General features: G+C 68.3%; 16 protein-coding genes. 9 read left to right on the top strand and 7 right to left on the bottom strand.

Features of this window, described 5'->3' with window-relative positions; genetic code table 11:
• Positions 1–45 precede the first annotated feature (45 nt).
• The 3 genes from VMT65_RS34580 to VMT65_RS34570 all read right to left on the bottom strand — a co-directional run bounded on the left by VMT65_RS34580 (position 46) and on the right by VMT65_RS34570 (position 3431).
• A complete protein-coding gene (locus VMT65_RS34580) occupies positions 46–771 on the bottom strand; it encodes an amino acid ABC transporter ATP-binding protein (protein ID WP_326312872.1) in 726 nt (241 codons plus the stop codon).
• Positions 768–2582 (bottom strand): ABC transporter substrate-binding protein/permease, encoded by a 1815-nt coding sequence (locus VMT65_RS34575; protein WP_326312871.1) that lies wholly within the window; start codon positions 2580–2582, stop codon positions 768–770. Before VMT65_RS34575 ends, VMT65_RS34580 begins: the two co-directional genes overlap by 4 nt.
• A gap of 72 nt (positions 2583–2654) precedes the next feature.
• Complete coding sequence (locus tag VMT65_RS34570) at positions 2655–3431, bottom strand: LLM class F420-dependent oxidoreductase (RefSeq protein ID WP_326312870.1); 777 nt, start codon at positions 3429–3431, stop codon at positions 2655–2657.
• A gap of 119 nt (positions 3432–3550) precedes the next feature.
• Here VMT65_RS34570 and VMT65_RS34565 point away from each other — a divergent pair, with 119 nt between their 5' ends.
• Positions 3551–4621, top strand: a complete 1071-nt coding sequence (locus VMT65_RS34565; protein WP_326312869.1) for an ABC transporter ATP-binding protein — start codon at positions 3551–3553, stop codon at positions 4619–4621.
• Positions 4622–4631: 10 nt separating this feature from the next.
• Here the strand turns inward: VMT65_RS34565 and VMT65_RS34560 are convergent, their stop codons facing one another.
• Positions 4632–5132: a winged helix-turn-helix transcriptional regulator gene (locus VMT65_RS34560; RefSeq protein ID WP_326312868.1), complete on the bottom strand. Its 501-nt coding sequence runs from the start codon at positions 5130–5132 to the stop codon at positions 4632–4634.
• Positions 5133–5226: 94 nt separating this feature from the next.
• On the opposite strand from VMT65_RS34560, the gene VMT65_RS34555 reads away from it, so the two are divergent.
• Positions 5227–6396 carry a thiolase family protein gene (locus tag VMT65_RS34555; RefSeq protein ID WP_326312867.1) on the top strand — a complete coding sequence of 390 codons (1170 nt, stop codon included), beginning with the start codon at positions 5227–5229 and terminating at the stop codon, positions 6394–6396.
• Here VMT65_RS34555 and VMT65_RS34550 read toward each other — a convergent pair whose 3' ends face one another.
• Complete coding sequence (locus tag VMT65_RS34550) at positions 6397–7056, bottom strand: hypothetical protein (RefSeq protein WP_326312866.1); 660 nt, start codon at positions 7054–7056, stop codon at positions 6397–6399. It abuts the gene before it with no gap.
• A gap of 603 nt (positions 7057–7659) precedes the next feature.
• Between VMT65_RS34550 and VMT65_RS34545 the strand changes: the two genes are divergently transcribed.
• Positions 7660–8640 carry an o-succinylbenzoate synthase gene (locus tag VMT65_RS34545; RefSeq protein ID WP_326312865.1) on the top strand — a complete coding sequence of 327 codons (981 nt, stop codon included), beginning with the start codon at positions 7660–7662 and terminating at the stop codon, positions 8638–8640.
• Here the strand turns inward: VMT65_RS34545 and VMT65_RS34540 are convergent, their stop codons facing one another.
• Positions 8641–9153 carry a TIGR04338 family metallohydrolase gene (locus VMT65_RS34540; protein ID WP_326312864.1) on the bottom strand — a complete coding sequence of 171 codons (513 nt, stop codon included), beginning with the start codon at positions 9151–9153 and terminating at the stop codon, positions 8641–8643.
• A gap of 11 nt (positions 9154–9164) precedes the next feature.
• Positions 9165–10007 carry a DUF2786 domain-containing protein gene (locus VMT65_RS34535; protein ID WP_326312863.1) on the bottom strand — a complete coding sequence of 281 codons (843 nt, stop codon included), beginning with the start codon at positions 10005–10007 and terminating at the stop codon, positions 9165–9167.
• Positions 10008–10155: 148 nt separating this feature from the next.
• Between VMT65_RS34535 and VMT65_RS34530 the strand changes: the two genes are divergently transcribed.
• The 6 genes from VMT65_RS34530 to VMT65_RS34505 all read left to right on the top strand — a co-directional run bounded on the left by VMT65_RS34530 (position 10156) and on the right by VMT65_RS34505 (position 16976).
• Positions 10156–11460, top strand: coding sequence for an ABC transporter substrate-binding protein (locus VMT65_RS34530; protein WP_326312862.1), 1305 nt, complete (start codon positions 10156–10158; stop codon positions 11458–11460).
• A 97-nt stretch (positions 11461–11557) separates the two neighbouring features.
• Positions 11558–12544, top strand: a complete 987-nt coding sequence (locus tag VMT65_RS34525; RefSeq protein ID WP_442790371.1) for a carbohydrate ABC transporter permease — start codon at positions 11558–11560, stop codon at positions 12542–12544.
• Entirely contained in the window at positions 12544–13431 is an 888-nt protein-coding gene (locus VMT65_RS34520; RefSeq protein ID WP_326312861.1) for a carbohydrate ABC transporter permease, read from the top strand. The genes VMT65_RS34525 and VMT65_RS34520 overlap by 1 nt, the downstream gene beginning before the upstream one ends.
• A 109-nt stretch (positions 13432–13540) precedes the next feature.
• A complete protein-coding gene (locus VMT65_RS34515) occupies positions 13541–15760 on the top strand; it encodes a transglycosylase domain-containing protein (RefSeq protein ID WP_326312860.1) in 2220 nt (739 codons plus the stop codon).
• Between the two features lie 325 nt (positions 15761–16085).
• Positions 16086–16541: a GyrI-like domain-containing protein gene (locus VMT65_RS34510; protein WP_326312859.1), complete on the top strand. Its 456-nt coding sequence runs from the start codon at positions 16086–16088 to the stop codon at positions 16539–16541.
• A gap of 9 nt (positions 16542–16550) precedes the next feature.
• Complete coding sequence (locus VMT65_RS34505; RefSeq protein ID WP_326312858.1) at positions 16551–16976, top strand: GyrI-like domain-containing protein; 426 nt, start codon at positions 16551–16553, stop codon at positions 16974–16976.
• Positions 16977–17042 lie beyond the last annotated feature (66 nt).

Here is a 17042-nt window from a genome sequence, read left to right as displayed (position 1 = left end):
CACCATGGGGTTTCAGGGGTACCCCCTGAGAGTCCCGAGAGTTGGTCACAGCACCTGCGAGAGGAACTGCCGCAGCCGCGGCGTCTCGGCGTTCTCGAAAATCTGCTCCGGCGTTCCGGTTTCGACGACCTGCCCGTGATCCATGAAGACCACGCGGTCGGAAACCGAACGCGCGAAGCTCATTTCGTGCGTCACCACGATCATCGACATGCCGCCCTGCGCCAGCTCGGACATGAGGGCGAGCACACCCTTCACCAGTTCCGGGTCCAGCGCCGAGGTGGCCTCGTCGAAGAACATGATGTCCGGCTTCATGGCCAGCGCCCGCGCGATGGCCACCCGCTGCTGCTGACCGCCGGACAGATTGGCCGGGCGCGCATCGGCCTTCCCGGCCAGCCCGACCGCCTCGAGCTGCTGCACCGCGAGCGTGCGCGCCTGCTCCTTGGACAGCCCGTGCAGTTTGCGCGGCCCGAGCGCGATATTGTCCGCGACCGTCCGGTGCGGGAACAGGTTGAAGTGCTGGAACACCATGCCGATGCGCTGCCGCAGCCGGTCCGGGTTCTCGGCCAGCACCGACTTGCCGTCCAGCAGGATGTCGCCGGAGTCGGGTTCGTGCAGCCGGTTGAGCACCCGCAGCAGCGTGGACTTGCCGGAGCCGGACGGGCCGATCACCGTGGTGGTCTTGCCCGCGTCCACGTGAATGTCCACGCCGCGCAGAATCTCGTTGTGGCCCAGCGTCAATCGCAGGCCGGTGCCGGTGAGGGAGGCACTCATGCTCCACGCCCTTCGGTGATGGCGGCCGTTTCCACCGGCTCCGCCGCGCTCTGCGGTCGCCCTTCGCGCATGCGCTTGTCGATGTAGTTGACCAGGTGGGTGAGCGGCACGGTCAGCAGCAGGTACACCAGACCCGCCGCGACCAGCGGGGACAGGTTTCCGGTCTGCGAGTTGAGATCGCGTCCCACCGCGAACAATTCGCGCTGACTGGCCAGCAGGCCCAGGAAGTAGATCAGCGAGGAGTCCTTGATGAGCGCGATGAACTGGTTCATGAGCGCGGGCAGCACCCGGCGCACGCCCTGCGGAATCACCACCAGCGTCATGGCCTGGCGGTAGCCGAAGCCAATGGCGCGCGCGGCCTCGAGCTGCCCGGCCTCCACCGACTGGATGCCCGAGCGGAAGATCTCACCGATATAGGCCGAGGCCAGCAGCGCCAGGGCCACCGCACCCAGCCAGTACGGGTTGTTGCCGGTCAGGTTCTTCACCACCGGCCCCACGCCCAGACCGATGATCAGAATGATGACCACGGCGGGCAGGCCGCGGAAGATGTCGGTGTAAACCCGTGCGGGCCAACGCAACCAGCGGGTGCGGGAAATACCCGCGACCGCGAGCAGCATGCCGAGCACGGTGCCGAGCGCACCCGAAACCAGTGCCAGGATCAAGGTATTGGGCAGACCCGTCTTGATCAGATCCGGGAATGCCTTGCGGTACAACGACCAGTCGAAGAACGTGTCCTTCAACTGCCGCAGGGTGGATTTCGGCGCGACCGCGGAATTGTCGGTCTTGTGGCCCGCGTTCTCCGCCGCGATCTTGTCGAAATCCGGCAGCTGCGGCATCGGCGCGGCCTTGGAGCCCGGCTTCCAGCCCGGCGGCAGCTCGCGCGGCACCCAGTCCTGGTACAGCTTGGCGTAGGTGCCGTCGGCGATCACCGCGTCCAGACCGGCATTGAGGGCATCGGCGAGCGGCCGGTTGCCCTTGCGCAGCGCCCAGGCGGTGAAGTTGTTGACGCTGAAGGTGTTCTGCACGATCGAGGTCGGATCGCCCGGCTTGATCGCGCCGATGGCCTGTTGCGAGGGTGCGACCCAGGCGTCGATCTGCCCGGACTTCAGGTTGGCGTAGGCGGTGTTGTAGTCGGGGAACTTCACCGGATCCAGGTGCAGCTCATTGACCACGTACTCGTCCTGCACGGTGCCCTGCACGACGCCGACGCGATTGCCGCGGTGCAGATCCGAGAAGCCTTTGATGCCACTGCCGTTCGGCACCACCAGCGAGAAATAGCCGAAGTCGTAGCCATTGGTGAAGTCGACCAGTTGCCGGCGCGCATCGGTGGTGGTGATGCTCGACGAGCCGATATCGAAGCGGCCATTGGCGACCTGGGCGAGCAGGCCCGCGAATTCGGTGCCGGTGAACTCCACCTGCAGACCGAGCTTGGCTCCGACGGCCTTCAACAGCTCATTGTCGAAGCCGGTGAACACGCCCTTGGAATTGACACAGATGCTCGGCGGCGCGTCCGAGAGCGTGCCGACGCTCAGCTTGCCGGGCGTGAGCAGGCCCAGCTTGCCGGTATCGATCGTGTCGAGCGGCACGGTGGTGGCGGTGGTGAACCGGTCCGCGGCCGGATTCTGCTGCCCCGAGGCCAGGTTGGTCGGGGCGGCGCTGGCCGCGGACAGACCGGGCGGCGAACACAGGTCGCGGTCGTCGGCCGACGCGCCGCCGGCACCGAGGGTGACGGTGCCGAGCAGACCGATCAGCAAAACTCCCGCGAGTGCCAGCCACTGACGCGCAGGCGCGACCGGGCGCAAGGAAACCATGACAAACCACCCTAGTGGGGGTGGTTCGTCAGACCAGGATTACCCTCACGCCGATTCGGCGTGGATCACAGTTCAGGACTGGTTACGCCGGTCGCGCCAGGCGACCGCCTCCAGAATCCGGCTCATGTCGTAGTCGGGTCCGCCCGTGCCCACCGTGAACAGCGTGACCCCCGCGTCGGCGTAGGCGTCGACTTGATCGGCACCGGGCCAGGCCACCGACTTGGCGATGGCCGAGGCGTCGGTGCCGACCTCGGCGCAGTGCTCGCCCAGGATGCCGATCTTGCGCTTGAGCACGTCGATATCGGAGAAGCTGTGCCAGATGTCCGCGTACTGGGCGACCAGCCGCAGCGTCTTCTTCTCCCCGCCGCCGCCGATCAGGATGGGGATGTCGCGGACCGGCTGCGGGTTCAGCTTGGCCAAGCGATCGGTGATCCGCGCCATGGCGTCCTTCAGCCCCGCGAGACGGCTTCCGGCCGTGCCGAATTCGTAGCCGTACTGGTCGTAGTCCTTCTGGAACCAGCCCGCGCCGATGCCGAGAATCAGGCGTCCGTTGCTGATGTGGTCGACCGTGCGGGCCATATCGGCGAGCAGGTCCGGATTCCGGTATCCGCCGCCGGTGACCAGTGCCCCGATCTCCACCCGCTCCGTCTGCTCGGCAATCGCGCCGAGCATGGTCCAACACTCGAAGTGCGCGCCCTCGGGGTCCCCGTAGAGCGGATAGAAGTGGTCCCAGTTGAAGACGATGTCCACCCCGGCGTCCTCACAGCGCCGCACCGCGTCCCTGATCAATCCGTAATCGGGCGCGTGCTGGGGCTGCAACTGAACTCCGATACGAACCGGCTGGCTCATGAGGCTCTCCTGGTTTCGATGATCACTGCGGCCCATTCTGCTCCTCGGCTACGCTCTGGGCCGACCCTCTACAACGGATCGTCCGGCACGTTCCTGCCGGTGAAGGGAAGTGTTAATCCGTGGCTACGGTTACTTTCGACCAAGCCACCCGGCTTTACCCGGGGGCGAACAAGCCCGCCGTGGACGCGTTGAATCTGGAGATCGCCGATGGCGAATTCCTGGTTCTCGTCGGTCCGTCCGGCTGTGGCAAATCCACCTCGCTGCGCATGCTGGCGGGTCTGGAGGAGGTGAGCGACGGCCGAATCCTCATTGGGGACAAGGACGTCACCAACGCCGAACCCAAGGAACGCGATATCGCCATGGTGTTCCAGAACTACGCGCTCTACCCGCACATGAGCGTCGCGGAGAACATGGGCTTCGCGCTGAAGATGGCGAAGGTGTCCAAGGAGGAGCGGCAGCAGCGGGTGTTGGAGGCGGCCAAGCTGCTCGACCTCGAGCCGTATCTGGACCGCAAGCCCAAGGCGCTGTCCGGCGGTCAGCGTCAGCGTGTGGCCATGGGGCGCGCGATCGTGCGCCAGCCGCAGGTGTTCCTCATGGACGAGCCGCTGTCGAACCTGGACGCCAAGCTGCGCGTGCAGACCCGCACCCAGATCGCCCAGTTGCAGCGGCGGCTCGGCACCACCACCGTCTATGTCACCCACGATCAGGTCGAGGCCATGACCATGGGCGATCGGGTGGCGGTATTGAAGGACGGGCTGCTGCAGCAGTGCGCCTCGCCGCGCGATCTGTACCGGAACCCGGCCAACCTGTTCGTCGCGGGCTTCATGGGGTCACCGGCCATGAATCTGTTCACCCTGCCGGTCGGCAATGGCAGTGTGACGCTTGGTGGTTGCCCGCTGCCGCTGCCGCGATCGGTGGCGGCGGCCACCGGCGAGCGCGTGGTGGTCGGCGTGCGGCCCGAGCACCTGGAGCCGGTCGGCGACGGTGCGGGCATCGCCATGGAGGTGGATGTGGTCGAGGAGCTCGGCTCCGACGCCTACATCTACGGCCGCACCCTCGGTGACGGGGAAACCATTGTGGCGCGCGCGGATTGGCGCAACCCGCCCGCCAAGGGCACCCGCCTGGCGCTGGTCGCCGACGCGGAGCACACCTACTTCTTCCACCCGGAAGACGGCCGCCGCCTGAACTGACGGGCGAGTCTCACGAATGGCGGCGGTGCTTCCGCCGCCATTCGTCGTTCACGCGGACCCGCAAATTCTCCAGGGGCACTTTGTTTCCCGAGGCGCTACGTAATTCGACCCGCACCGGCTCACCGGTCGTGTCCTCGAGACGCTCCAAGGGCGCGAGGCCGTTCTGGAGGTACTTGTCGCCCCACTGCCACAGCGCGATGATCACGGGCAGCGCGTCCTCCCCCATCTGGGTGAGCACGTACTCGTGCCGGGTGCGCTTGCCCTCTTCCTGATACGGCCGCTTCTCCAGCAGCCCGGCGTCCACCAGTTTGCGCAGCGCCGTCGACGCGGCCGCGTCGGTGATCCCCACGCGCGCGGCGAACCCGTCGAATCTGGTCGTGCCGTAGTAGGCCTCGCGCAGGATGAGGATCGCCGAGCGCGTCCCGATGATCTCCACCGCCTTGGCGATCGAGCACCCCTCGGGCTTCCACGCGCTCAGGTCGCTGAGCTTGCCTTCCATCACTGCCGACATGGCGTACATCATACAGATGCTGACTTGCCCTAACTATGGCCAGGTCCTAACCTGACTTCATAGCGATGAAGCTAGCTAGGTCGAGAGGAACGTCATGAGAGACGCAGTCATCGTCGAAGCGGTCCGCACACCGATCGGCAAGGGGAAGGCGACCGGCGCGCTGCACGGCGTCCATCCCGCCGATCTGCTGGCCCACAGCCTGCGAGAGGTGGTGCGCCGCACCGAGATCGACCCGGCCCTGATCGACGATGTGATCGGCGGCGTGGTCACCCAGGTCGGCGAGCAGGGCTCCAACCTCACCCGCCGCGCGGCCCTGGCCGCCGGGTATCCCGAATCGGTTCCGGCCACCACGGTGGACCGCCAGTGCGGCAGCAGTCAGCAGGCCATTCACTTCGCCGCCCAGGGCGTCATCGCCGGGGCCTACGACATCGTGGTGGCCGCGGGCGTGGAGTCCATGAGCCGGGTTCCCATGGGGGCCAACCTGATCGGGGCCGAGGACGTCTCCGGTGTCGGCTTCGCCGAACGCTACCCCGAGGGTCTGGTCCCGCAGGGCATCAGCGCCGAACTCATTGCCGCCAAGTGGGGGCTGAGCCGCACCCAGCTCGACGAGTTCGCCCTCACCAGCCACGAAAAGGCCGCCGCCGCAACCAAGAACGGCGCGTTCGAGGCCCAGCTCAGCCCGTTCGGCGGGCTCACCGAGGACGAGGGCATCCGACTCGGCAGCACCCTGGAGACCCTGGGCGCGCTGCGCCCGGCCTTCTACAGCGAGGAGATGGCGGCCCGATTCCCGCAGATCGGCTGGAACATCACCGCCGCCAACTCCAGCCCCATCAATGACGGCAGCGCCGCCACCCTGATCATGACCAGCGAGCGCGCCGCCCAACTGGGCCTGCGTCCGCTGGCCCGCCTGCACAGCTTCGCGGTCGCGGGCGACGACCCCCTGCTCATGCTCACCGCGGTCATCCCCGCGACCCGAAAGGTCCTGCGCCGCGCCGGACTCGACCTCTCCGACATCGACCTGTTCGAGGTCAACGAGGCCTTCTCCTCGGTAGTCCTGGCCTGGGCCCACGAAACCGGAGCCGACCTGTCCAAGGTGAACGTCAACGGCGGAGCCATCGCCCTGGGCCACCCACTCGGCGCCTCCGGCACCCGCCTGGCCACCACCCTGGTCCACGCCATGCACGACCGCGGCGCCCGCTACGGCCTCCAAACCATGTGCGAGGCAGGCGGCCTCGCCAACGCCACCATCTACGAACGCCTCTGATCAGTTGATGGCGGTGGCCACCAGGACATGTCCGGCGCCGCCGGCAATGGCGATGAGCGGTAGGGCGATCGCGGGCCAGAGCCAGGCCCGTCGACCCGTCATGGCCGCCACCGCCGCCAGGACCAAGGCGCCGACCAGGGCCAGGAACATGCCGCCACCGCCGATCAGCAGGCCCCACAATGCCGAGGCGGGCGGGCGAATCACCGCGCACTTCACCGAGAAATCGGACTTTTGCAGGGTGCAGCGGTTGTGGACCAGATCGAACAGCTTCGCGAACAGGTCGTAGGCCCACCCGAACGCGACGGCCACGCCCGCCAGATACAGCACCGCGGAAATCAGAACATCCTTGCGGCGCACCGGTTTACGAGCTGACCCACTCGGGTTCGCCGTCGCCTCGGTCGCGGGCGGTGGCGACGGCATCGTCAGGTCCTCCCCGCCGAAGGCCTGGCCCGGCTCCTCACCGAGTGGGTGATTCGGGTCGCCGGGCCCGGCGTTCGGCCACGACTGCGCGGCACGCGGCGGCGGCCCCGCGGGCGGCTGCGGGTGCGCCGGACCGCCGAAACGAGGCGGTCCGCCCGGGGTGCCGGGCGCGCGCGGTGGGACCGGGGCGGGCGGGGCCTGCCGACCGCCCTTGGGCAGGGTCGGACCGGCCGGGTCCACCGCCCCGGAACGTGGAGCGCCGGGCGGCTGCGGGGGAAGCGGTCGCGGGGGAGCCTGGCGGCCGCCTTTCGGCAAGGTGGGTCCGGCTGTTGCCGGATCCTCCCCGGGCGGACGCGCACCACCGGGGTGCGCTACGGGCGGCTGCGGCGGAGCCGGAGGTGGCGGGGCCTGGCGACCACCCCCAGGCAGCGTCGGCCCCGCCGCTCCGGCCATATCCTCATGATCAGGGGAACCGACCGGTCCGCCCGACTGGGGTCGCGGCGGCCCCGCGGGCCGCTGAGCTCCCGCACCCATCGGACCCCGCTGCCCCGCTGGATTCGGATTGCGGTGCGGCGCAGCGCCACCGGGCTGCCGTCCGTCCCTGGGCGGTGGGGCGGGACGCTCGTTGCCGTCGCTATCGCGCGGAGGTAGCGGGCGGAAGCCGGGACTGGAAACCGGCCCGTTGTCCGCGTCGGGGCGGCGGGGCTGGTTGGGCGGGTTCATGGTTGCGGTCTCCCCCAAGGCGCAGGTGTGGAGCCGACGATCGGCTCCTTCGGATTGTGACCGCGCCCGGGCCGCGCCGCCACCTGTTACCGGATCGCGCGGTGGGTAGGGTGCGTGAACGTGAGCGACGGTGATGCGGTGGATTTCGAGTCGGCGGTGGTCTACGCGATTCCCATGCGGACCCGGTTTCGGGGGATCACCGTGCGCGAGGGGATGGTGATTCCCGGGGCGGAGGGATGGGGCGAGTTCTGCCCGTTTCCCGAGTACGACGACCGCGAGGCGGCGGCGTGGCTGGCCACGGCGGTGGAGCAGGCGAGCGTGGGATGGCCTGCGCCGGTGCGGGATCGGGTGCCGGTGAACTGCATCGTGCCCGCGGTGGGGCCGGAGCGGGCGCGCGCGATCGTGGCCGGGTCCGGATGCCGCACGGCCAAGGTGAAGGTCGCCGACCATCCGGATTCGCTGACCGAGGACCTGGACCGGGTGGCGGCGGTGCGCGACGCGCTGGGCCCGGACGGGGCCGTGCGGGTCGATGCGAATGGACTGTGGGACGTGGACACCGCGGTCACCCGGATTCAGCAGATCGATCGGGCCGCAGGCGGTTTGGAGTACGTCGAGCAGCCTTGCCGCACGATCGAGGAGCTGGCCGCGGTGCGCAGGCGGGTGCAGGTGCGCATCGCCGCGGACGAATCGATTCGGAGGGCCGAGGACCCGCTGCGGGTGGCGGTGGCCGGTGCGGCCGATGTGGCGGTGCTGAAATGCACTCCGCTGGGCGGGGTTCGGCGCGCCCTCGAGGTCGCGCGGGCGGCCGGGCTGCCCTGCCTGGTGTCCTCCGCTCTGGAGACCAGCGTCGGCCTGGCGGCCCAGGTCGCCCTGGCCGGGGCCCTCCCCCATCTCGACTTCGCCTGCGGCCTGGACACTTTGTCCCTGCTCACCGGCGATGTGGTGACCGAACCGCTGCGCCCGGTCGACGGCTACCTGCCGGTCCCCCGCACCGCGCCGACACCGGATCCCGAGTTGCTCGACCGCTACCGCCATCCCGACCCGGAACGCACGCGATGGTGGCGACAGCGCCTCGCCCGCGTCCGCGAACTCCTGCCCTGATCAGGCGATACGCACTCCGCACGAATACATGGTGGTACGCAGCAGCAACGCCGCCTCGGGCCCGATGACGCCGTCCACCAGGTCGAGGTAGCGGGCGCAGAATTCGGGCCCGTGCGGCGCGACGTCGCCGATCGCGGGTTCGAGGTGATGGGCGAGCTCGTGCAGGACCACCAATTCCCTTAGCGCCCAAGCGGTTCCACCGGCGTGCAAAGGCACCGCCAGGACCGCCCCGTCGGTCTCGTAGTGCGCCGCCTTCGCCCCGGAACGAGCCCGCACGGTGACCGCGACCTTCGCACGATCCCAGTGCGCGAGCACCCAGTTCAGCGCCAGCACCCGATCCACGTACGTCTGCACCGATTCCACCGACGCGAACCGCCGCTCGATCGGCAGCGTGAGGTGCGAGCCGTGCAATTCCACCGTCCGCGCGCCGAATTCGTCGGCGCGGTCGAACATTCCGCGCACCAGCCCCTCGGCGTCGTACACCCGGGACCGCTGCGCATCCCGCACCGCCATGCGCGCGACCGCTATTCGCCCGAACCGCGCGGCAGCTGCCCGCGCACGCCACCCAGCTCCGGAGAATTGCCCAGTCGCGCGGCCTTGCCCGCGCGGTCGCCGGCCCGCCGGGCCGCCGCCGAGTATCCGGCCGAGGCCTGCGGCCCCTGCCAGGTTCCGCGCGCCTCGGAGGTGCGGGAGTAGAAGTCGGTGAGCTCCAGCTCCTTGTTCCGCAGGGCGAGAGCCGTTCCGGTGGGCGCGGATTCGGCCGCGTCGGCCTCGACCGCCGCGCTCTCCACATCCGCCTTCACCTGCGCCAGGCGCCGCCCGATGCGGGAGGCGAAGGCCATCTGGAAGTTCAGCCGCGCCGTCACCGCCGCCACCGGCACCTCGACCGGACGGTGGTAGGTCCGCCCGTAGCGGCGTTCGACGACGATCTTCTCGGCGGTCGCGCCCTTGTACGCACCGGATTTGATGTAGTGGTCGGAGGCCTTCACCATCTGGATCAGCAGGCTCGTGTAGAGCGCCTCGCAGGTGTCGATATCGGTGTCGAATCCGTAGGCGTACACCGTGGTCGAGGATCGGGCCACATCGCAGCGCACGTCATTGGCCGCGGCGATGGCCACGAAAAGCTGCACATACGTTCGCAGCCCGCGCTTTCCGGCCTCGCCGATGGGAATCACCCGCTGCGTCGGCGTGGGCCGCCGCTCGCGACTGGCGATATGCGCCCGTGCCACCGCCAGATCCACCGACGAGCCGGTGGCCAGCCGCTGCGCGGCGGCCAGGAACGCCTCGGCCTCGTGCTCGTTGTCGGTGGATTCGGCCTGCCGCAGCAGTCCGCCGATTCGGGTGAGCATCTTGTCCTGAGAAGACATCGCGACACAGCCTAGCGGCATCGCCGAGCCCGTGGTCACGCGCGCGGGGAACAGGTAGTCCCCGCGCACGGAACGTCCACCATGTATCTTCCCTTGTGCAACCGGCTGGGTGTGCCGCCGCTCACGTCTCGACCCTGGAGTATCCGCGATGGCTTTGAAGAACATGTCGTCCCTACGATCGACGCTGGTGCCGCGTGCCGTCATGGCCGTGACGTCGGCGGCATTGCTGACGGCGACCTTCGCCAGCGGCTGCTCCAGCAGCTCGAGCGGCTCCAACCCCACCGCCGAGAACCTCACCGGCCGTGGCCCGATCACCTACGTCGAGGGCAAGGACACCACCGAGACCGGTGCGGTCAAGCAGCTCATCGACCGCTGGAACGCCGCCCACCCGGACGAGAAGGTGACGTTCAAGGAGCAGTCCAACGACGCCTCCCAGCAGTACGACGACCTCAAGCAGCACATGCAGGCCAAGGCCTCCGACTACGACGTGGTCGCCCTGGACGTGCCGTGGACCGCGGAGTTCGCGGCCAAGGGCTGGATCCAGCCGCTGAAGGACTCCTTCGCGATCGACACCTCCACCCTGCTCTCGCCGCCGGTCGCCTCGGCCACCTACAACGGCACCCTCTACGCGGCCCCCCGCAACACCAACGGCGGCCTGCTGTTCTACCGCAAGGACCTGGTGAACGAGCCGCCCAAGACCTGGGCCGAGCTGCTGAACGACTGCCCGAAGGCCAAGGAGGCCGGAATCGGCTGCTACGCCGGGCAATTCGCGCCCTACGAGGGTCTGACCGTGAACACCGCCGAGGTCATCAACGCCTTCGGCGGCAGCTTCGTCGGCCCCGACGGCAAGACCCCGACCGTGAACAGCCCGCAGGCCAAGGCCGGTCTGCAGACCCTGGTCGACGCCTACAAGAACGGCGACATCCCGAAGGAGGCCATCTCCTTCAAGGAACCGGAGTCCCAGACCGCCTTCGTCACCGGCAAGCTCATGTTCATGCGCGGCTGGCCGTCGTCCTACGGTGACGCCGGTTCCGACGCCTCCGCGGTGAAGGACAAGTTCGGGGTCGCCCCGCTGCCCGGCAAGGACGGCATCGGCGCCTCGACCCTGGGTGGCTACAACGCGGCCATCAGCTCGTACTCCAAGAACAAGGCCACCGCGCTGGACTTCCTGCGCTTCCTGATCAGCGAGGACGCCCAGCACATCGTCGCCTCGGGCGCGCTGCCCTCGGTTCGCGCCTCGGTGTACGACGATCCGGCCCTGATCGCCAAGATGCCGTACCTGCCCGCGCTCAAGGATTCCATCGCCTCCGCGGTGCCGCGTCCGGTCACCCCGTTCTACCCGGCGGTGTCGAAGGCCATCCAGGACAACGCCTATGCTGCGTTGACCGGAAACAAGTCGGTCGACGACGCCATCGCTGGCATGCAGAAGGGCATCGAGACCGCCGGATCGTAGGGCGTGCTCGACGACGAGTTGGTCCCGTAGGAGAAGAGATAAGGTGTCACGTCCTTCGGGAGCGACCGATGTCGCGTCGCCCGACCGCACGGAGTCGATCGTGAAATCCCAAGCACCACAGGGCCGGCCGAAACGCGCGCGCAAGCCGCTGGGCGTTTCGGCCCGGGCCTGGCTGTTCGTCACGCCGGTGCTGCTCGCACTGGCCGTGGTGATCGGCTACCCGGTGGTCCGGGCCCTGATCATGTCCTTCCAGAAGGACTCCGGCCTGGACAAGGCCACCGGCATGTTCGTCGAGGGCGGCGGGGCCGGGTTCAGCAACTACACGCACTGGCTGCTGCAGCAGTGCACCAATGGACTCGGCGAGACCGTCGACTGCCCCACCGGCAATCTGGGCTCCCAGTTCTGGACGGCCATCGGCGTCACCCTGCTGTTCACGGTGGTGACGGTGGCGCTCGAGGCCACCATCGGCCTGGGCATGGCCGTCATCATGGGCAAGACCTTCAAGGGCCGCGCCCTGCTGCGCGCGGCCGTGCTCATCCCGTGGGCCATCCCCACCGCCGTCACGGCGCGGTTGTGGGAGTTCATGTTCCAGTACGACGGCGTGGTCAACCGGGTCCTGGGCACCCACATCCTGTGGACCGCCGACCCGTGGCCCGCCCGCTTCGCGGTCATCGCCGCCGACGTGTGGAAGACCACCCCGTTCATGGCGCTGCTGATTCTCGCTGGGCTGCAGGTGATTCCGGAGGACGTGTACGAGGCCGCGCGCGTGGACGGCGCGTCCGCGTGGCAGCGCTTCCGGCACATCACCATGCCGCTGCTGAAACCCGCTCTGCTGGTGGCGGTGCTGTTCCGCACCATGGACGCGCTGCGCATGTACGACCTGCCCGCGATCATGACCCAGTCCAACCCGGCCACCCGCACCATCTCCATGCTGGTGGTGGATCAGGTGCGCCAGGGCCCCAACAGCGCCTCGGCCCTGTCGGTGATCACCTTCCTGCTCATCTTCATGGTGGCCTTCTTCCTGGTGAAGGTCCTGGGCGCCAACGCCGTTCGCACCCAGGAAGAACAGCGGGAGGCGCACTGATGACCACCACTGTCGTCGAGACCACGAAAAGGCCCGCGCGCCAACCGGTTCCGCTGGGCAAGCGGCTCACCTCCGGTCGCGTCTACCTGGGCGCGCTGATCGTGCTGGTGTGGGGTCTGGGCCCGTTCTACTGGATGGTCGTGACCGCGCTGCGCGACCCGGAGTACACCTTCGACAACACCCCGTGGCCCACCCACGTGACGTTGGAGAACTTCCGCAACGCCTTCGACACCAGCCGCGGCAACAACTTCGGCCGCGCGCTGGGCAACAGCGTCATCATCGGCGCGGCCACCACGGTGGTGGCGCTGCTGATCGGCATCATGGCCGCCTACGCGCTGGCGCGGCTCACCTTCAAGGGCAAGTACGTGGTGTCCGGACTCATTCTGTCCGCCTCCATGTTCCCCGTGGTGGTGCTGGTGACCCCGCTGTTCCAGCTGTTCACCGACCTGGGCTGGATCGGCCACTACCAGGCCATGATCATCCCGAACATCTCGTTCGTGCTGCCCATGACCGTCTACATCCTGGCCTCGTTCTTCACCGAACTCCCGTGGGAGCTCGAGGAGGCCGCGCGCATCGACGGCGCGTCGCGCTTCCAGGCCTTCCGCCTGGTCATGCTGCCGCTGGCGGCACCGGCGGTGTTCACCACCGCCATCCTGGCCTTCATCGCGGCGGTCAACGAATACCTGTTGGCGCGACTGCTTTCCAGCGACAAGACCGAGCCGGTGACGGTCGCGGTCGCCCGTTTCTCGGGCAACAATCCGCTGGTGCAGCCCTACACGGCCATCATGGCCGCGGGCACCATCGTCACCATTCCGCTGGTGATCATGGTGCTGCTGTTCCAGCGCCGCATCATCTCCGGCCTCACCGCGGGCGGCGTGAAGTCCTAGGGACGCCACGCAACGTCGATTAGCATGGGTCGCGCCGTGGCACTGCGTGCTGCTCGAGATCGGGCCACGGCGTCACCTGACACCGGCTTTGTCGACGCTCCGGAAGGAGATGCTCGTGAGCTCGTCCCGCAAGCGGCGCCGTGGCCAACCGGCCCCGTACGCCAACTCGGCAGGGTGGAGCGAGCTGGCGACCGCGGCGTCGCGCCGGCAGGCGGGCGCCTCGCACAGTCGACCACGCCGCCGGGCCAAGCCGCCCAAGCAGCCGAAATCGGCCGAGCCCGGGCTGCGTCCGCGCCGCACCCGCGGGCAGCGGATCCGGCGGCTTTTCCTGGCGTTGTTCCTGGTGCTGGTGGTCATGCCGACCACGCTCATGGGCATCGCCTACTGGAGCGCCGAGATTCCCGACCCGAACGCGGTGCAGACCAATCAGATCGCCACCATCCTCACCTCCGACGGCAATAGCGTCATCGCCAAAGTCGTTCCGCCGGAAGGCAATCGGGTGCCGGTGCCGCTGAGCGACGTGCCCGAGCCGGTGCGGCTGTCGGTGCTCTCGGCCGAGGACCGCAACTTCTACACCAATCCGGGCTACTCCACCTCGGCGTTCCTGCGCGCGGCCCGCGACAACCTGCTCGGCCGCGACGACGCGGGCGGCGGCTCCACGATCACCCAGCAGTACGTGAAGAACGCCTTCCTGAGTTCGGAGCGCACGCTGAGCCGGAAAATGCGCGAACTCATCATCTCCGCCAAGATGGCCCGCGAGTGGAGCAAGGACGACATCCTCGCCGCCTACCTCAATACGATCTACTACGGCCGCGGCGCGTACGGCATCGCGGCGGCGGCCAAGGCCTATTTCGGCAAGGCCGCACCCGAATTGACCCTCGCCGAGGGCGCGGTGCTGGCCTCGGTGATCCGCACGCCCTCGCTGCTGGATCCGGAGAACCACCTCGACCAGCTGAAGGCCCGCTGGGCCTACGTGCTCGACGGCATGGTCTCGATGGGGGTGCTGAACCGAAACGAGCGGGCCGCCACCCAATTTCCGCCCATCCTGCCCGTCACCGAGGTGGACGACAGCACCCCGCGCGGCCCGGAGGGCCTGATCCGCGCCCAGGTGCTGCGCGAGTTGCGCGCCTCCGGCATCAGCGAGCACGAGCTGAATACCGGTGCGCTGCAGATCATCACGACCATCGACGCCAAGGCGCAGCAGGCCGCGCTGAACGCGGTCGGGAATGTGCTGGGCGGGCAGCCGGGTGAGTTGCGCACCGCCGTGGTGTCGATCGATCCGCGGTCCGGGGCGGTGCGCGCCTACTACGGCGGACCCGACGGCATCGGCTTCGACTTCGCGCAGGCCCCGCTGCAAACCGGTTCGGCCTTCAAGACTTTCGCGGTGCTGGCCGCCCTGGAGCAGGGCATCCCGCTGTCCTACAAGCTCGACAGCGAACCGCTCACGGTGAACGGCGAGAAGATCCAGAACGTGGGCGGCGAGTCGTGCGGCACCTGCTCGCTGGCCGAGGCGTTCAAGCGCTCGCTCAACACCAGCTTCTACCGCCTGGCCCAAACCCTGTTCGAGGGCCCGAAGGCGATCGCCAACGCGGCCCACCAGGCCGGGATTCCGGATCAGATCCCCGGCGTGCCCGGTAAGACGCTCACCGAGGACGGCGCTGCACCGCTGCCCGCCATCGTGTTGGGCGCGTACTCGGTGCGGCCCATCGACATGGCCTCGGCGTACGCCACCCTGGGCGCGTCCGGCACCTACCGCGCACCCTATTTCGTGCAGAAGGTGATCACCGGCGACGGGCACGTCCTGCTCGACCGCGCCAAGGATCCGCGCAAATCCGAGCAGCGCATCCAGTCCGCGGTCGCCGACACGGTCACCCAGGCCATGCTGCCCATCGCCGCCTACTCGGGCAATCACAATCTGGCGGGCGGTCGCCCGGCCGCCGCCAAGACCGGCACCACCCAGCTCGGCGACACCGGCCAGAACAAGGACGCCTGGATGGTCGGCTTCACCCCGTCGCTGTCCACGGCCGTCTGGGTGGGAACCGAACAGTCCCAACCCATCCGGACCTCCCGCGGCGCGGCCATCTACGGCTCCGGCCTGCCCGCCGACCTCTGGAAACAAACCATGGACGCGGCCCTCGCCGACACCCCCGTGGACCAATTCCCCAACCCCGAACAAATCTCCGGAATGCCCCCCGGCAACGGCAATTACGACATCCTCAACCCCGCCACCCCGGCCCCCCAACAAGAACCGGTGCTGGTTATCCCCCCGGCCCCGACGCCGAAGGAAGTAGAAATCTTCCCCGGCCTCAGCATTCCTGTGCCCGGATGATGGTCCGTGACGCAGGTAAGGTCGGCGTATGCCAAGGTGACGCCTGGTTTCGTAACGGTCGGGGTAACTCACCGGGTACGTCCAAAATTGATTCGGCTCCCAACCGCCGGCACGGATACACGACTCCGACGGCTCTCAGTCGGCCGCTAAAGGCTCGGGGAGGCGGGACAGTTGATCATGTTTCGTGGCTACTGTGCCCATCCAACGACGGGCGCGGATATGGTGGAGACCGCTACCGGCTTCAATGACTCCGGGGGACGGTGGCAGGATGCGGGTTGGGAGCAGGGTGGGGTCGGAGACAGCACGAGACATAGGGGCGACGCCGGTGGATTTCAATGTCGTTGAACGCCACGAAACGCTGGTAGCCGGAACGGTGCTACGCAGCCCGGCACTCGCGGTCGAAGGGCCGCGCCGTTCGAAGGTCGAGGAGGCCTGGAAACGCAATTTGGCACGGGATCTGCCCGGTCCGCCCGCGACCGCGTATGTGGATCACGCACCCGAGATCGGTTCGTATCTGACGCATATCGTCGGCTACGAATGCAAGAAGCTGGACGACCTATTGCCGGGCGATGTACTCGCTCGTATCCCGGCCGGTAAATTCGCCCGCTTCATTCGCAGTGGCGACAATCTCGGCGACATCATCGTCTCGATCTGGCGCACGGTCTGGGACCTCGAGGCGGCGGGCACCCTGGTGCGCGCCTACACCGGGGATTTCGAGCACTATCCGGACAACCGGACGGTGGAGGTTTTCGTCGCGCTCGATCCGAGCACCGAGGGGTAGGGGCAGGAAGTGGACTTCGAAATCGTCACCCTGGAGGAATTCCTCGTCGGTGGCCTGACCATCCCCCTCGCGGGCCGCGAGGTCACCGCCCGCGACCTCGACCTGGTCAACTTCACCTGGGACCGCTACCTGGCCCGCGAGAAGAAGGCCGAGCGCGTGGCCGCCTACATCGGCCAGAACGATCACGCGGTAGCCGTTCTGGGATACGAGCTTTCGGGCCTGGCGACCCTCGACACCGGCGACGTGGTCACCCGCATCCCCGCCGGCCGCTACGCGAAATTCGTTGTCTCCGACAAGCCCTACGACCTGCTGCGCACCGCGTGGGCCAAGGTCGCCAAGGCGGAGAACGCGGGCACCATCACCCGCTCCCACACCGCGGAGATCGAGCGCTACACGGGTCCGACCTCGGTCGAGGTGTACGTCTCGCTCGACTGAGTCGAAAGACCGGCACCGAACGACAAAGGGCGGCATCGCGATTCGCGATGCCGCCCTTACTGTCCC

Origin of the sequence: Nocardia sp. CDC153, from assembly GCF_035818515.1 — a bacterium.
Taxonomy (GTDB): Bacteria; Actinomycetota; Actinomycetes; order Mycobacteriales; family Mycobacteriaceae; genus Nocardia.
The sequence above is the reverse complement of the archived record's forward strand: the minus strand, read 5'-3'. Positions and strand labels throughout refer to the sequence as shown.

What these genes read in the sequence shown, in the direction of transcription:
- VMT65_RS34560 (WP_326312868.1), bottom strand. Translation starts at nt 5,132, where the DNA reads ATGTCGGCAGTGATGGAAGGCAAGCTCAGCGACCTGAGCGCGTGGAAG.
- VMT65_RS34530 (WP_326312862.1), top strand. Translation starts at nt 10,156, where the DNA reads ATGGCTTTGAAGAACATGTCGTCCCTACGATCGACGCTGGTGCCGCGT.
- VMT65_RS34575 (WP_326312871.1), bottom strand. Translation starts at nt 2,582, where the DNA reads ATGGTTTCCTTGCGCCCGGTCGCGCCTGCGCGTCAGTGGCTGGCACTC.
- VMT65_RS34570 (WP_326312870.1), bottom strand. Translation starts at nt 3,431, where the DNA reads ATGAGCCAGCCGGTTCGTATCGGAGTTCAGTTGCAGCCCCAGCACGCG.
- VMT65_RS34580 (WP_326312872.1), bottom strand. Translation starts at nt 771, where the DNA reads ATGAGTGCCTCCCTCACCGGCACCGGCCTGCGATTGACGCTGGGCCAC.
- VMT65_RS34535 (WP_326312863.1), bottom strand. Translation starts at nt 10,007, where the DNA reads ATGTCTTCTCAGGACAAGATGCTCACCCGAATCGGCGGACTGCTGCGG.
- VMT65_RS34520 (WP_326312861.1), top strand. Translation starts at nt 12,544, where the DNA reads ATGACCACCACTGTCGTCGAGACCACGAAAAGGCCCGCGCGCCAACCG.
- VMT65_RS34540 (WP_326312864.1), bottom strand. Translation starts at nt 9,153, where the DNA reads ATGGCGGTGCGGGATGCGCAGCGGTCCCGGGTGTACGACGCCGAGGGG.
- VMT65_RS34555 (WP_326312867.1), top strand. Translation starts at nt 5,227, where the DNA reads ATGAGAGACGCAGTCATCGTCGAAGCGGTCCGCACACCGATCGGCAAG.
- VMT65_RS34515 (WP_326312860.1), top strand. Translation starts at nt 13,541, where the DNA reads ATGCTCGTGAGCTCGTCCCGCAAGCGGCGCCGTGGCCAACCGGCCCCG.